Source organism: Mycobacterium intermedium, from assembly GCF_002086275.1.
Lineage (GTDB): Bacteria > Actinomycetota > Actinomycetes > Mycobacteriales > Mycobacteriaceae > Mycobacterium > Mycobacterium intermedium.
In genome coordinates this window covers 1-13,806 of the sequence record NZ_MVHT01000090.1, presented here as the reverse complement: position 1 = coordinate 13,806, position 13,806 = coordinate 1, and the positions used below count along the sequence as shown (strand labels likewise).

The 13,806-nt window shown below is 67.7% G+C and carries 17 protein-coding genes; 8 read left to right on the top strand and 9 right to left on the bottom strand.

Annotated features, from left to right (window positions below; translation table 11 throughout):
* Nucleotides 1-16 precede the first annotated feature (16 nt).
* Nucleotides 17-787, bottom strand: a complete 771-nt coding sequence (locus BST27_RS24515) for a GNAT family N-acetyltransferase, cg3035/Rv0428c family (RefSeq protein ID WP_069421986.1) — start codon at nt 785-787, stop codon at nt 17-19.
* Entirely contained in the window at nt 787-1,383 is a 597-nt protein-coding gene (locus tag BST27_RS24510) for a peptide deformylase (RefSeq protein ID WP_069421985.1), read from the bottom strand. Before BST27_RS24510 ends, BST27_RS24515 begins: the two co-directional genes overlap by 1 nt.
* A 507-nt stretch (nt 1,384-1,890) precedes the next feature.
* On the opposite strand from BST27_RS24510, the gene napA reads away from it, so the two are divergent.
* The 5 genes from napA to BST27_RS24485 are packed head-to-tail and all read left to right on the top strand — an operon-like array spanning nt 1,891 to nt 5,217.
* Complete coding sequence (napA, locus tag BST27_RS24505) at nt 1,891-2,199, top strand: nucleoid-associated protein NapA (protein ID WP_069421984.1); 309 nt, start codon at nt 1,891-1,893, stop codon at nt 2,197-2,199.
* Between the two features lie 39 nt (nt 2,200-2,238).
* Complete coding sequence (locus tag BST27_RS24500; protein ID WP_069421983.1) at nt 2,239-2,703, top strand: LytR C-terminal domain-containing protein; 465 nt, start codon at nt 2,239-2,241, stop codon at nt 2,701-2,703.
* An 18-nt stretch (nt 2,704-2,721) separates the two neighbouring features.
* Nucleotides 2,722-3,417 (top strand): superoxide dismutase[Cu-Zn], encoded by a 696-nt coding sequence (gene sodC / locus BST27_RS24495; RefSeq protein ID WP_069421982.1) that lies wholly within the window; start codon nt 2,722-2,724, stop codon nt 3,415-3,417.
* Nucleotides 3,374-4,549, top strand: coding sequence for a glutamate--cysteine ligase (locus BST27_RS24490; RefSeq protein WP_069421981.1), 1,176 nt, complete (start codon nt 3,374-3,376; stop codon nt 4,547-4,549). Before sodC ends, BST27_RS24490 begins: the two co-directional genes overlap by 44 nt.
* 38 nt (nt 4,550-4,587) lie before the next feature.
* The gene (locus BST27_RS24485) at nt 4,588-5,217 is read left to right on the top strand and encodes an LON peptidase substrate-binding domain-containing protein (protein ID WP_069422001.1); all 630 of its coding nucleotides are present in this window, start codon (nt 4,588-4,590) and stop codon (nt 5,215-5,217) included.
* 150 nt (nt 5,218-5,367) lie between these two features.
* On the opposite strand, the gene BST27_RS24480 is transcribed toward BST27_RS24485, so the two are convergent.
* Both BST27_RS24480 and BST27_RS24475 read right to left on the bottom strand, forming a co-directional pair.
* On the bottom strand, nt 5,368-5,871 hold the full coding sequence (locus BST27_RS24480) for a hypothetical protein (protein WP_069421980.1): 504 nt from the start codon (nt 5,869-5,871) through the stop codon (nt 5,368-5,370).
* The gene (locus tag BST27_RS24475) at nt 5,868-6,260 is read right to left on the bottom strand and encodes a hypothetical protein (RefSeq protein WP_069421979.1); all 393 of its coding nucleotides are present in this window, start codon (nt 6,258-6,260) and stop codon (nt 5,868-5,870) included. Before BST27_RS24475 ends, BST27_RS24480 begins: the two co-directional genes overlap by 4 nt.
* 21 nt (nt 6,261-6,281) lie before the next feature.
* Here BST27_RS24475 and BST27_RS24470 point away from each other — a divergent pair, with 21 nt between their 5' ends.
* Complete coding sequence (locus BST27_RS24470) at nt 6,282-6,893, top strand: TetR family transcriptional regulator (RefSeq protein WP_069421978.1); 612 nt, start codon at nt 6,282-6,284, stop codon at nt 6,891-6,893.
* Here the strand turns inward: BST27_RS24470 and BST27_RS24465 are convergent.
* The 5 genes from BST27_RS24465 to BST27_RS24445 are packed head-to-tail and all read right to left on the bottom strand — an operon-like array spanning nt 6,867 to nt 12,344.
* The gene (locus BST27_RS24465; RefSeq protein ID WP_069422000.1) at nt 6,867-9,026 is read right to left on the bottom strand and encodes an AAA family ATPase; all 2,160 of its coding nucleotides are present in this window, start codon (nt 9,024-9,026) and stop codon (nt 6,867-6,869) included. The two genes, BST27_RS24470 and BST27_RS24465, sit on opposite strands and share 27 nt — an antisense overlap.
* A 1-nt stretch (nt 9,027) precedes the next feature.
* Nucleotides 9,028-9,906, bottom strand: coding sequence for a CDP-diacylglycerol--serine O-phosphatidyltransferase (pssA, locus tag BST27_RS24460; protein WP_069421977.1), 879 nt, complete (start codon nt 9,904-9,906; stop codon nt 9,028-9,030).
* Entirely contained in the window at nt 9,903-10,598 is a 696-nt protein-coding gene (locus BST27_RS24455) for a phosphatidylserine decarboxylase (RefSeq protein ID WP_069421976.1), read from the bottom strand. The genes pssA and BST27_RS24455 overlap by 4 nt, the downstream gene beginning before the upstream one ends.
* A gap of 22 nt (nt 10,599-10,620) precedes the next feature.
* On the bottom strand, nt 10,621-11,826 hold the full coding sequence (gene moeA / locus BST27_RS24450; protein WP_069421975.1) for a molybdopterin molybdotransferase MoeA: 1,206 nt from the start codon (nt 11,824-11,826) through the stop codon (nt 10,621-10,623).
* A 26-nt stretch (nt 11,827-11,852) separates the two neighbouring features.
* Nucleotides 11,853-12,344, bottom strand: a complete 492-nt coding sequence (locus BST27_RS24445; RefSeq protein ID WP_069421974.1) for a tautomerase family protein — start codon at nt 12,342-12,344, stop codon at nt 11,853-11,855.
* A gap of 78 nt (nt 12,345-12,422) precedes the next feature.
* On the opposite strand from BST27_RS24445, the gene BST27_RS24440 reads away from it, so the two are divergent.
* Nucleotides 12,423-12,896: a winged helix-turn-helix transcriptional regulator gene (locus BST27_RS24440; protein ID WP_069421999.1), complete on the top strand. Its 474-nt coding sequence runs from the start codon at nt 12,423-12,425 to the stop codon at nt 12,894-12,896.
* Nucleotides 12,897-13,084: 188 nt separating this feature from the next.
* Nucleotides 13,085-13,806: PE family protein (locus tag BST27_RS24435; protein WP_139805343.1), on the top strand; the 722-nt coding region annotated here is incomplete at its 3' end.

The window sequence follows — 13,806 nt, the reverse complement described above, 5'->3', positions numbered from 1 at the left end:
CGGGCACGGCTTTCTCCTAACTCGAGCTATCGGGCAACGCGAGGTAGCGACGGTGATGGTGCAGTCGGAAACCCAGCGCGCGGGCCGACTCGATTGCCGCAGGCCGGTCTTCACCGACCGTGACGTAGCCGCGGGTAGCGCCGCGACTTGCCGCCCAGGATAGGAGCTCGGGGGAGCTCGGTGGGGTCGCGAAACCGGCCCACCTGGTGCCGTCCGGCGCATCGCCCACCACGCAGGCGTCCGGATCGCTGCCGCCCGGATCGATGCCGTACGGCAGGACGGCGTCGCGCTCGGTTAACTCGCAAACCAGTACCTGCTCGATGTGTTCGCTGACTTGACCCCGTGGTGTCGGCAGCAAGCGGTCGGGAACGGCGAGTCGCGGCCGGCGGCCGCGTTGGCGGTACCAGTCGGCGATAGCCGGAATCGCACCTGCGTTCGCGGAAACATCGAGCGGCACAGCTGAATTGGTGCTCAGTGCGGGATCCGTTCGCCCGGCTCGCAGCAGCCAGCCGTCCAGCCATTCCTGTTCGTCGGCCGGTCGGGCCGCAGCCGCCACCCGCTCGAGGTTTCGGATCTCAACGGTGCGCACCGGCCGGTCTGTCAGCGTCCGCAGCGCCACCACGTCGGCAGGGGCGAACTCGACGATCGCTCCGGTCTTGGTCTGCACGCGCATCGTCGGCTCGACCGCGAGCAGGTGTCCTACGGCGTCGGAGAACGGCGGGACGGAACCGGCGGGCCGGCGGTATCGAACCGAGACCCGGGTGCCGAGTTCCGGCCAGGCTGGCATCAATGACCGAACGGGTCGGGTCCCTCGCCTGGCAGCCACGACAATCCGGGAACGCCCCAGCCGTGTGCCTTGATGGCTCGTTTCGCCGCGCGGGCGTGTCGGCCGATGAGTCGGTCGATGTAGAGGAAGCCGTCGAGGTGCCCGGTCTCGTGCTGCAGCATCCGGGCGAACAAGCCGGTGCCCTCGAGGGTGATGGGTTTGCCGTCGGCGTCGAGGCCGGTGACCCGTGCCCATTTGGCGCGTCCGGTAGGGAATGACTCGCCGGGCACCGAGAGGCACCCCTCGTCGTCCTCGTGGCCGGGCGCCGGCATGGTCTCGGGAATCTCGGAGGTTTCCAGCACCGGGTTGATGACGACACCGCGGCGACGGTGTTCCAGTCCCCGGTCGTCGGCGCAGTCGTAGACGAACAGCCGAAGTGCGTAGCCGATCTGGTTGGCGGCCAGGCCGACGCCGTTCGCGGCGTCCATGGTCTCGAACATCGTGTTGATGAGTTCGGGCAGATCCGGGGGGAGGGATCCGTCGGCGCCTACCTCGACAGGCGTTGTCGGATTGTGCAGGACCGGATCCCCCACGATCCGGATCGGAACGACTGCCATGGTCGGCTAGCTTAAGCCCGCCGACGATGCGGGCCGGAACGGGCTGCTGAGGAGGTGGGCGATTGGGTCGGGCCCGCCGACGATGCGGCCCGGAACGGGCTGCTGAGGAGGCGGGCGGCGAGGCGGCCGTCAGGTTCGAGCGGCACTCGGCGATGTCACACCAGCCCCACTGGTCTCTGGAGCCGGGGAATGGGTTCTCTGCCCGCCTTTGCGCGACAACGGCCGTGTGGTACGGGCCATCTCGGCCCGCATCTTGAGTGTCGCTGTGTGGGCGACACGCCATGCTCCCGTCCGACGGACAGGTGCGGGGTTGTGATTAAAGTTGCCTGGCGGATGGGCGGCGCGCGCGACACGCCGGACACTCCCGGCAAGTCTGCCGACTCGCGGGTCTGGATTACGGCTCGCGGGTTCGCGGCATGGTTCAATATTCGCGCAAACCACGCCCGTACTTAAGTCAAGTCATTAGAGCGGTTTTGAGATTCGGCGGAAGGGTCCAGGGGAAGAAATATGGACAGCGCCATGGCGCGGGCAAGTCGAGCGGGGGACGACGATGAGGTCGCCGACGGGCTGACTCGTCGCGAACACGACATCTTGGCCTTTGAACGTCAGTGGTGGAAATTTGCCGGCGTCAAAGAAGAGGCCATCAAGGAGTTGTTCTCGATGTCGGCGACCAGGTACTACCAAGTGCTCAATGCCTTGGTCGATCGACCCGAGGCGCTTGCCGCCGACCCGATGTTGGTGAAGCGGCTGCGACGGCTGCGCGCCAGCCGCCAGAAGGCACGGGCGGCGCGGCGGTTGGGCTTCGAGCTGACCTGATCCCTCGGTTCTGCTTCCGTTCTGGCTACAGTGGGCTCGATGAACGAGCGTGTACCCGACTCTTCGGGGCTTCCACTGCGAGCGATGGTCATGGTGCTCTTGTTTCTCGGCACCATCTTTCTGTTGCTCGGCTGGCAGGCCCTGAGTTCGTCCGGGAAGTCTGACGACGAGTCGCCGCCGCCGTCGGCCGTCACGACGACTACGTCACCGACCACCACGAGCAAACCCCCGGCCAAGCAGGCCGAGGTGCACATCTACAACATCTCCGGCCAGGACGGCCTTGCCGCGCGGACAAAAGACCAGCTGGTAGCAGCGGGATTCAAGGTCGTCAACGTCGATGATCTGCAGGTACCCGATGTCACGGTCACCACCGTGTACTGGGCCGATGAGGCCGAGCGGGCTACCGCCGAGGAAGTCGGCAAGGCGCTGCACGCACCGGTCGAGAAGCGCATCCCCGAATTGTCGGAGCAACCGGCGGGCGTCATTGTCCTAGTGACGGGATGAGCAAGATAGGCTCTCGCTATGCCTAAGCCCGCCGGACACCGCAACGCCGCAGCCGTCAGCATGTCTGTACTCGCAGCGGCCACTTCCGTCGCGCTGCTGAGCGCGTGCTCTTCACCGCAAAAAGCAGCGCCGCAATCAGAGCAATCGCAGAACACCATGCCGCCCATCTGGACCCCGTCGCCCGTGCCGTCAACCGGCCATGGCCACGACCAGGCACCGGCCGGACCGGCGTCGGAGACCTTGACGACCGTCCTGAAAGGGCCGGACGGGGTAGAGGTCGCGACGGCGAAGTTCGAGTTCGCCAATGGCTACGCCACCATCACGCTTCGGACCACCACCGCCGGCATCCTCTCGCCGGGGTTCCACGGCGTCCACCTGCACCAGGTTGGCAAGTGCGACGGTGACTTCTCCTCTGCCGGTGGGCACTTCCATGCTGACGGCCACGGCGGCCACGCCGGCGGCGACCTGACCTCCCTGCAGGTGCGCAAGGATGGCTCCGGCCTGTTGGTGACGACGACGGACGCCTTCACCAAGGAAGACCTGGTGTCCGGCGACAAGACCGCGATCATCATTCACTCCGGTGCCGACAACTTCGGCAACATCCCTGCCGATCGCTACAACCAGACCAACGGGACACCGGGCCCCGACGAGACCACCACGACCACTGGCGATGCCGGCAAGCGGGTGGCGTGTGGCGTCATCGGTTCCGGCTAGCACGCCGCTCACCAGGGCGGAAGCACGCATCGATTTCGCCCGCTCACCTCGGCCGACCGTCGGTGTCGAGTGGGAATTCGCGCTCGTCGACGCCCAAACCCGGGACCTGAGCAACGAGGCCACCGCGGTCATGGCCGAGATCGGCGAAAACCCGCGCGTGCACAAGGAATTGCTGCGCAACACCGTCGAATTCGTCACCGGCATCTGTGAGAACTCCGCCGAGGCGATGGAGGACCTGCGCCAAACCCTGGGCCCGGCGCGCCGGGTTGTACGGGATCGCGGCATGGAACTGTTCTGCGCCGGGACGCACCCGTTCGCCCAATGGTCCAGCCAAAAGCTCACGGATGCACCGCGTTACGCCGAGCTCATCAAGCGCACTCAGTGGTGGGGGCGGCAGATGCTGATCTGGGGCGTGCATGTGCACGTGGGGATCTCCTCGGCCAACAAGGTCATGCCGATTCTGTCGTCGCTGCTGAACCAGTACCCGCACCTGCTGGCGTTGTCGGCATCATCGCCGTGGTGGGCCGGTGTCGACACCGGCTACGCCAGTAACCGGTCGATGATGTTCCAGCAGTTGCCCACCGCCGGTCTGCCCTTTCAGTTCCAGAAGTGGTCGGAGTTCGAGGGCTTCGTCTACGACCAGAAGAAGACGGGGATCATCGACCACGTCGACGAAGTGCGTTGGGACATCAGACCTTCCCCGCATCTCGGCACGCTCGAAGTGCGGATCTGCGACGGGGTGTCAAACCTGCGTGAGCTGGGCGCCCTGGTGGCGTTGACGCACTGCCTGATCGTCGATCTGGACCGTCGATTGGAGGCCGACGAGTCGTTGCCGACCATGCCGCCCTGGCATGTTCAGGAAAACAAGTGGCGCGCGGCCCGTTACGGGCTGGACGCGGTGATCATCCTGGACGCCGAGAGCAACGAGCGGTTGGTGACCGAGGATCTCGACGATGTGCTGAACAGGCTGGAGCCGGTCGCCAAGTCGCTGCACTGTTCTGACGAGCTGGCCGCGGTGGCCGACATCCCTCGCTTGGGCGCCTCCTACCAACGGCAGCGGCGGGTGGCCGAGGAGCACGACGGCGATCTGCGCGCGGTCGTCGACGCTCTGGTTTCCGAGCTGGTGATCTGACCGTGGCGCCGGGCGGCCCGAATCCCTTTGAGTCACCGATGTTTCCGTTGGAGGCAGCGCTACTGCCCTTTGAAGATCTGCCGTTGCGCATCTTCGAACCCCGGTACGCGGCGTTGGTTCGCGACTGCATGGGCAGCGACGAACCGCGCTTCGGTGTGGTGCTGATCTCCCGCGGCCGCGAGGTCGGCGGGGGCGACGCGCGTTGTGACGTCGGGACGATGGCCAACATCGATCAATGTGTCGACCAGGGCGCGGGTCGCTATCAGCTGCGCTGCCGCACCGCCGAACGGATTCGAGTCTGCGACTGGCTGCCGGACGATCCCTATCCGCGCGCGACGGTGCAGATCTGGGCGGACGAGCCGGGGGATCCAGTGACCCAATCCCAGTTCCTGGAGGTCGAGGACCGCATCGTGGCGTTGTTCGAGCTGATTGCCGACGCACGCGGGGTGCGGTTGCCCGACCGCGACGTCCTGCTCGGCTACGACAACCCGTTGGTGCGCGACGCGGCCGCCGGAGACCGGCTGTATGCGTTGGCAGCGCGGGTTCCGATGGGTCCCTCTGACCGCTATTCGGTGCTGGCCGCTCCATCGGCCGCCGACCGGTTCGCCGCGCTCAGCGAAGCGCTGGAGTCGGTGACGGCGATGGTGGAGTTCGAGCTGTCGACTTAAGGCTTGAGATCGCCCCCCCTGCGCCGAGCGCGGCGTAGGGTCCCGTCACCGCGACCAGCCGTAGCAAGCTCATCGATACTGCGCCGGATGCGGCGTCACTTGGAAGCGACCGCGGCACCCGTTCTGGCCGGGCGGGCGAGCTCGGCTTTGTCAGCGGGGGAGAGGCAGGTCGGCTTCGCGCTCGGCCAGTGCCTTCAACGTCAGCAACTGCTTTCGCATCATCACCAGGTCACCCAGCGCCAGTGCGCGTCCCAGCAGTTGCGACCCGCCGAACAGCACGCGGACATGAAGTCGCGAACCGCTGTTCTCGGCTCGGATCATGTAGGTCACGACCACACTTTGGGACAGCAAGGTGATCTGCTCGTCGGGCACAAGCGACTGCAGTTTGAACAACGTCATAAATCGTTGGCCGACTTCAAGGTTCACCAATTCGGGGTCGCGTTGGCGCGGACTGCGCCTGCCGAAATTGTCGAGGAGGTCGTAGCTGTACGGCGCGACACGTAGCTGGCACAACCAGGAGAACAGCACGGCCGGTGGGGCTTTCACGCTGATGGCACGGTCGGCCTGGACGCCGGCGTGGGCCAGCAGCCTGTCGCACGGGAGTTGGGCGGCCCGTTCCGACGGCGTGGCTCCCCACGTCAGGCCTGGAATCACGCCGCGCCGACCCGGCCCGATTGTGCCTGTGCTGCAATGCGTTTGAGCGTCAGTCGCACGGCGACACGGTGGCCGCCCGACCCGATGACCAGCGCACGATAGACCTTGCCGTGCGGCCCGGGGAATTTCGCCCACGATCCCGCGCGCACCCGGGTACGCCCGGGCGCCAAGTGGTCGAGTTCGAACACCCACCGGTAGACCGCGAACGGGTGGCGACCCTTCAGTGCGAGCCGCTCGCCCGGCCGGACTTCGTCGAGGACAAAGCCGAACGGCACGGTCGTCGGATCCTGCGGGTCCCGGCACATCACCCGCAGCAGTGCCTCCCATGTTTCCGACACGGAGGCATCAATCGAGATAGCATGCTCATCGATATAGGGTAATCGTTCCATATAGAAGGACCATACTAGATCGTGGCACCTCCGCGGAAGCATGAAACCGATGTGATCCTGGACGCGACGAGGGCGCTGGTGCTCACGCATGGCCCGCGCGCGGCGAGCGTCGCCGCGATCGCTGCGGCCAGTGGCGCACCCGCCGGCACGTTGTATCACCGCTTCGGCAATCGTGACGGCGTCGTCATCGCCGCATGGCTGCGGGCGCTCGAACGATTTCAATCCAGGGCGCTTGCCGCCTCACTCTCCGTCTCAGGGGCGGACGCGGCACTAGATGCCGCGGTGGCCATGGCGGTGGCGGCGATCGATTTCGCCCGTGAACTGCTCGACGATGCGCGCCTGCTGCTGACCATCCGGCCCACCGATCTGCTCGACGGCCAGCCCGATGCGAAGTTCCGCGAGACCCTCACTGCAATGAATGCACCGTTGCTCGAGCGGGTTGGACAGTTGGCGGAGCAGTTGTACGGACGCAAAGACCCGCGCACGGTCGACGCGGTGAGCAGAGCGGTCGTGGATCTGCCGTATGGCGTCGTGCGGCGCCATGCCTACGACGATGTGCTGCCCGACTGGCTGGAGTCCGACGTTGCGGAGTCGGCTCGGGCGCTCCTACAGGGCTTTGGCGAACGCGCGTAACGACTCCACCTGCAAGGGGTCCAGCGACGGGCGTACGGCCTCGCTCGCGGCCGCCAGATCGGCGGCGGTGACGGCGTTGGCGTCGATGGAACGGCGCATCGCCGTCAGCGCGGCCTCGCGCAGCAGGGCCACACAGTCGGCGGCACTGTAGCCGTCGAGCCCGGCTGCGATCTCGTCCAGGTCGACGTCGTCGCTCAGCGGGATGGATTTGCCTGCGGTGCGCAGGATTTCACGGCGGGCCGCGGCATCGGGCGGTTCGACGAACACCAGGCGCTCCAACCGGCCCGGGCGCAGCAGGGCCGGGTCGATCAGGTCGGGTCGGTTGGTCGCGCCGAGGACCACGACGTCGCGCAGTGGGTCGATGCCGTCGAGTTCGGTCAGCAAAGCGGCCACCACCCGATCGCTCACGCCGGAATCGAAGCTCTGGCCGCGGCGCGGCGCCAGCGCGTCCACCTCGTCGAGAAACACCAGGGATGGAGCGGAATCCCTTGCCCGGCGGAATAATTCACGGACGGCCTTCTCGGAGGAGCCGACCCACTTGTCCATCAGCTCGGAACCCTTGACGGCGTGCACACTCAGTTGTCCGGTGCTGGCCAGCGCGCGGACTATGAACGTCTTGCCGCACCCCGGCGGGCCGTACAACAGCACCCCGCGCGGCGGGTCGACGCCCAACCGGGCAAACGTGTCCGGGTGCTGCAGCGGCCACAGCACGGCTTCGGTCAGTGCCTGCTTGGCCTCCACCATGTCGCCGACGTCGTCGAGCGTGACGTTTCCGACGGAGATCTCCTCGCCCGCCGAGCGGGACAGCGGCCGGATGACGGTCAGCGCGCCGATGAGGTCCTCTTGGCTCAGCTTCGGCGGCTGGCCGTCGGCACTGGCCCGCGATGCGGCCCGCAGCGCCGCTTCGCGCAGTAGCGCAGCGAGATCGGCGACAACGAATCCCGGTGTACGGCTGGCGATCTCGTCGATGTTGAGCTCGCCGGTGGGCACCGGTTTGAGCAACGCTTCCAGCAGCGCCTTGCGGGTGCCGGAGTCGGGCAGCGGCAGGCCCAGTTCCCGGTCGCAGAGTTCGGGCGCGCGCAGCCGGCTGTCGAGCTGGTCAGGTCGCGCGGAGGTGGCGATCAACGCCACGCCCTCGGTGGCCACCGCGGTGCGCAGCTCGGCCAAGATCAGGGAAGCCACCGGCTCGGGGGTGGCCGGCAGCAAGGCGTCGACGTCGGTGATCAGGAGCACCCCGCCGCCATCACGCACCGTCGCCACCGCTGACGCGACCGCCTTGAGCCGGTCCTCGGCGGCGAGCGCTCCGACCTCCGGTCCGTCGAGCTCCACCAGTCTGCGCCCGGCGCACACGGCGCGCACCAGGGTCACCTTGCCCACGCCGGCCGGGCCGGAGACCAGTACACCGAGATTGCTGCCGGCGCCCAAGGTTTGCAGCAGGTGCGGTTCGTCGAGCGCAAGTTTCAGCCATTCGGTGAGCTTGGCGGCCTGCGGTTGGGAGCCTTTGAGCTCCTCGACTTGAATCTCCGGGCTGGCGATGCCGACCTGTTCGGGCGGGCTCGTCTGCGGGGTGTACGGGACGCCGCTGCCCCAGGTGACCAGTGTGTTCGGTTGCACGCTGACCGGACCCGCGGGGTCGACGCCGGTGACAGTCAACAACTCCGACGTCCAGCTGATGCCGACCGAGGCCGCCAGTGCCTGACTCGCCGCAGACGTCGAGGTGCCCGGGCCCAGGTCGCGGGGAAGCAGCGACACCGCGTCGCCGACGGTCATCACCTTGCCGAGCAGAGCTTGGCGCAGGGTCACCGGCGAGATCGACTGGGTGGCCAACTTCGATCCGCTGAGTGTGACCGAGCGGGCGCCGTAGACGGTGACGGGGCTGACGATCACCTCGGTGCCCTCGCGCAGTCCGGCGTTGGACAGCGTCACATCGTCCAGCAACACGATGCCCACCGGAATGTCCTGGCGGGCCATGCCCGCCACGGCCGCGGTGGTGCGAGAGCCGGTCAACGACACCGCGTCCCACTCGCGGATGCCCAGCGCCGCGATCGCGCTGGGGTGTAGCCGGACGACGCCCCGGCGCGAGTCGACGGCCGAGGTGTTCAGGCGGGCGGTAAGGGTGAGTTGCTGAGCCAACTCACGGCCGTCCGCCGGGCTTCCGCAGACCCAGCCGCGCCATTGACCGGCGGTGCGGCTGTGCCCGACGGGTGGCGCGCTGCGCGGCACGCCACTGTTTGGGTTTTTCTCCCCACACCTCGGGGTGCTGTGCCAGCCAGCGCTTACTGCGCACAGCGAAGGGGATGTGGCAAACGTAGGAGATGATGATCACCCAGATCAAAAGGTACGGCTGCCATACCGCGGCCGCCGCGACGAGCGCCACCACGGCCAACGCCAGGACCGCCAGGTTCGGCGGCACCGCGAAGGTGTGCACCTTCTTCATCGGGATCGCGCTGACCATCAGCAACGACGTACCCGCGATCCACGTGGCGAGCACCCACTGGTTGGTCCACCAGCCGTGTTCGCCCCACCCCAATTTGTCTTTGAACTCCAACTTGAGCGCAATGGTGCCGATCATGGACACCGCGCCCGCCGGTGCGGGCATGCCGACGAAGAATTCCTTCGCGTAGGGCGGCAGGGTGCCGTCGTCCAGTGCGGCGTTGTATCTGGCCAGCCGCAACACGACGCAGATGGCGTACAACAGCACGACCATCCACCCGAGCGGTGAATTGAACAGCGTCACATAGACGACCAGCGCGGGGGCCACCCCGAAGTTCACGGCGTCGGCCAAGGAGTCGATCTCGGCGCCCATCCGCGATTGGGCGTCCAGGATCCGCGCCACCCGGCCGTCGAGGGCGTCCAGGATGGCAGCTATCGCGATCAGTGCCATCGCGGGGATCGGCTCTTTGTCGAGGGCCAGCTTGATGGAGGTAAGTCCCGCGCAGATGGACAGCACCGTCATGGCGCTGGGCAGCAGATGCAGGTTTTTCGTTCGCCGGACGCGAGGCTTTTCGATCATGGCAGCTCGGCCAGTACGGTCTCGCCGGCCAAGGCTCGCTGGCCAATCTGGACAATCGGTTCCGCGCCGGCCGGCAGGTAGGTGTCCAGTCGGGAGCCGAACCGGATCAGGCCGTAGGTGTCGCCGATGGACAGCTTGTCGCCGATGTGCGCGTTGCACACGATGCGGCGAGCGACCAGACCGGCGATCTGTACGGCGATAACCTTGGCGCCGCTGTCGGTCTGGATGACCACGCTGGTGCGCTCGTTGTCGGCGCTCGCCTCGGCAAGGTCCGCGGACCCGAAGCGCCCCGGCCGGTGCTGCACCGCAATTACCTCGCCGCTGACCGGCGCGCGCTGGACGTGGGCGTCGAAAACAGACAGGAAGATGCTGACGCGGGGTAGCGGCTCGTCGCCCAGGCTCAGTTCCGCGGGCGGCGCCGCGGAGTCGATGACGCAGATAATCCCGTCGGCGGGTGCGACGATGGCGCCCGGCTTCGTGGGTGGCACCCGCGGCGGGTGGCGGAAGAACCCGGCGCAGGCTCCGGCCGCGACCAGACCTGCGTTGCGTAGCCAGCGGTGGCGGTATCCGAGGGCCGCGACCGCGAGCCCGGCCGAGATGAAGGGCCGCCCGGCGGGGTGGATCGGCGGAACGGTGGACCGCACCAATTCGAGCAGATGCTGGGGCCCTTCTGGGCTGGGGCGTCTGGCCACGGGGTCATCTTACGGGGAGCGGTTAGGTCAAATCCCAGACCTGTACCTGAGTTCCGGCGGGCACTTCGACGACGTCCTCGGGGATGTCCAGCAAACCGTTGGCCGAGGCCAGCCAGCGCAAATGGTGCGACGCCGGCGGGCCGTAGCTGGTCACCTGGCCGGAGGACTTGTCGAGCACCGCCCGGCGGAACTGCCGTTTGCCGCGCGGGGAGGTCACCGTTTCAGTCAGCACCGCGGCCCGGTGCTCCCGGTGCGGATCGGGCAATCCCATGGCCGTTCGCAACGCCGGCCGGATGAACACCTCGAAGGAGACCAATGCGCTGACCGGGTTGCCGGGCAGCGTGATGATCGGGGTGCCCGCGACCTCGCCGGTGCCCTGGGGCATGCCGGGCTGCATCGCCACCTTGACGAACTCCACCCCCTTGTCGCCGTCGCGCCCGAATGCGTCCTTGACCACCTCGTAGGCGCCGGCACTGACGCCGCCGCTGGTGATGATCAGGTCGGCGTCCGCCGCGTAGCGGTCGAGTATGGCCACGAACTGCTCGACGTCGTCGCCCGCGGTCTCGGTGGCGACGACGGCCGCGCCGGCGTCGCGCACCGCGCCGGCCAGCATGATCGCGTTGGACTCGTAGATCTGCCCGGGCTCGAGTGGGTTTCCGGGCGCCACCAGTTCAGATCCGGTGGAGATCACCAGGACCCGTTGTCGTGGAACGATTTTCAGCTCAGCCAGGCCCAAGGCTGCGACCAGGCCGAGTGCGGCCGGCGTCACCACCTGGCCCGCGTGCAGCACGGTGGTACCGGCGGCGACGTCCTCGCCTGCGCGGCGGATGTGCTTGCCGGCAGTGGCCTCCTGACGAATCTCCACCGAGTCCACGCCGCCGTCGGTGACCTCGACCGGCACGATGCCGGTAGCGCCGGACGGTACCGGCGCTCCGGTCATGATGCGGTGTGCGGTGCCGGGCTTCAACGTCAACTCGTCGGTGCGCCCCGCCGGGATGTCCTCGGCGACCGGCAGCACGACCGGTTGCTCCGGCGTCGCCCCCGTCGTGTCCTCGGCGCGCACGGCGTAACCGTCCATAGCGGAGTTGTCGAACACCGGCAGCGACAGCGGTGCGACCACGTCGTCGGCTAGCGCCAAACCGAGGGCGTCTGCCAGCGGAAGAGTGACTGCTGGGCGAGCCCGGATCATCTCCGCTACGACACGCTGGTGCTCGGTTACCGACCGCATTGGGCCATTATCGGCCCCTACCCCGGTCAGCTGGCGACGGCGGCGGGGCGCCGTGCCGCCAGTCGGCGTTCGGCGTGCTTGCGGCCCGCCTCAGGGTCGCCGGTGACATAGGTGACGATGTCGGCCAGCGTGTTGATGCGGCCATTGGCGCCCCAGGTGCCGTCGGCAATTTCGGTGGGGAACACCCAAACCCGTTGCGGGTCCGGGGGGTAGGCGCCGTTCTCGGCGGCCAGCACGACCTCGGTGACTTCGCGGACGATCGCGGCGCGGCGTTCGTCGTCGAACTGCCCTTCCGGAACCGACGCGACGACGCGGTAGCGGGGTGCGGTGGCCGGCTCGCCGGCGACGAACACCGTCGCGGGGCGGTGCAGAAACACCCAGGCGATTTCCCGGGTGCGGGGGTCTTCGGGGTTGGCTCCCTCGTTGCGCAACAGGATGTCGGTCAGTTGGGAGATCAGCGCCTTTTCGGCGTCGGGCGAGAGGGCGCCTTCGGGGATGTAGGCATCGAGCATGGGCATGGCACTGACCTTTCGTAAGTTTATTTCGTAAACTTAGCGATGCTGGGTTTAAGATGTCAACCCAGAAAGGTGGGTCTGATGCATCCGGATCGTCTGCGCTACAGCTCGTCGAATTGCTCTATCGCCCGCACGTTGAGCGTGGTCGGGGAAAAGTGGACGCTGCTGGTGCTGCGCGAGGCGTTCTACGGGGTGCGGCGGTTCGACGACTTCCATGCGGCGTTGGGGTGTGCGCGCAACCTGTTGTCGGCCCGGCTGAAGACCCTGGTGGAGAACGGACTGCTGGAGAAGCAGGCGTATCGCGATGACCGGGGCCGGCGGCGCGACGAGTACCGGCTGACCGACAAGGGGCGTGATCTGTTGCCGGCGATTGTTGCCCTGATGCAGTGGGGCGATCGGTGGGAATCCGACGAAGCCGGGCCGGCGGTGGTGTTGCGTCACGCCGACTGCGGTGAGCCGGTTTCGGTGCGGCTGGCTTGCGAGGCCGGCCACGCGGGGCTGCGGGCGCGCGATGTTCGCGCCGAGCCTGGGCCGGGCGCACGAGCCTCCGCCTAAACCCGAAGGCTGACACCGCCGGTCGGAGTAGATGAGCCTGTCAGCCCAATTTCGTTAACCCCTACATGTACATGGCTCTTTACAGTTATTGTTTTGCCGTCAATTTGTAGTCGCCGCGAAGCGCTGACCCGGACCCGCCAGGGAGGCCGTTGACGCGGCCGTTGCCGTGTGGTGTCGGGAGGTTAGCAGTGTCTTTCGTCGTCGTGCTGCCTGACGTTCTGGGTGCCGCTGTTCCCGATGTGGCCAGGCTTGGTTCGGCCCTTGAGGCGGCCAACGCGGCTGTCGCCGCTCAGACGACTGGAGTGGTTGCCGCGGCCGAGGATGAGGTATCCGCTGCGATCGCAGCGCTGTTTTCCAGTCATGGACAGGCTTATCAGGCGCTTGCCGCGCGAGCGGCGGCATTTCACAGTTCGTTCGTGCAGGCGTTGGGTGCCGGCGCGGATGCTTATGTGGCGTCCGAGGCCGCGGCGGCCTCGCCGTTGCAGAGCTTGATCAACGCGATCAATGGCCCGGTCCAGGCAGTCACGGGCCGCCCGCTTATCGGCAATGGCGCTGACGGGGCGCCGGGGACGGGTGCTCCCGGCGCACCAGGCGGGTGGTTGATCGGCAACGGCGGCAACGGTGGGTCGGGAGTGGCCGGCACTGGAGGGGCCGGCGGCGCGGGCGGCGCTGCCGGGTTGATCGGCAACGGTGGGGCCGGCGGTGCAGGCGGGTCCTCCACGGTCGGTAATGGCGGGGCCGGTGGTGCCGGTGGGTCCGGCTGGCTGTTCGGCTCTGGCGGCGCGGGCGGAGCCGGAGGGGTCAGCTCCTTCACCGGCGGGACCGCCGGGGCAGGCGGGGCCGGCGGCAACGCGGGTCTGTTCGGCGGCGCCGCTGGGACCGGCGGTGCCGGGGGTAGCGCCACGGGTGT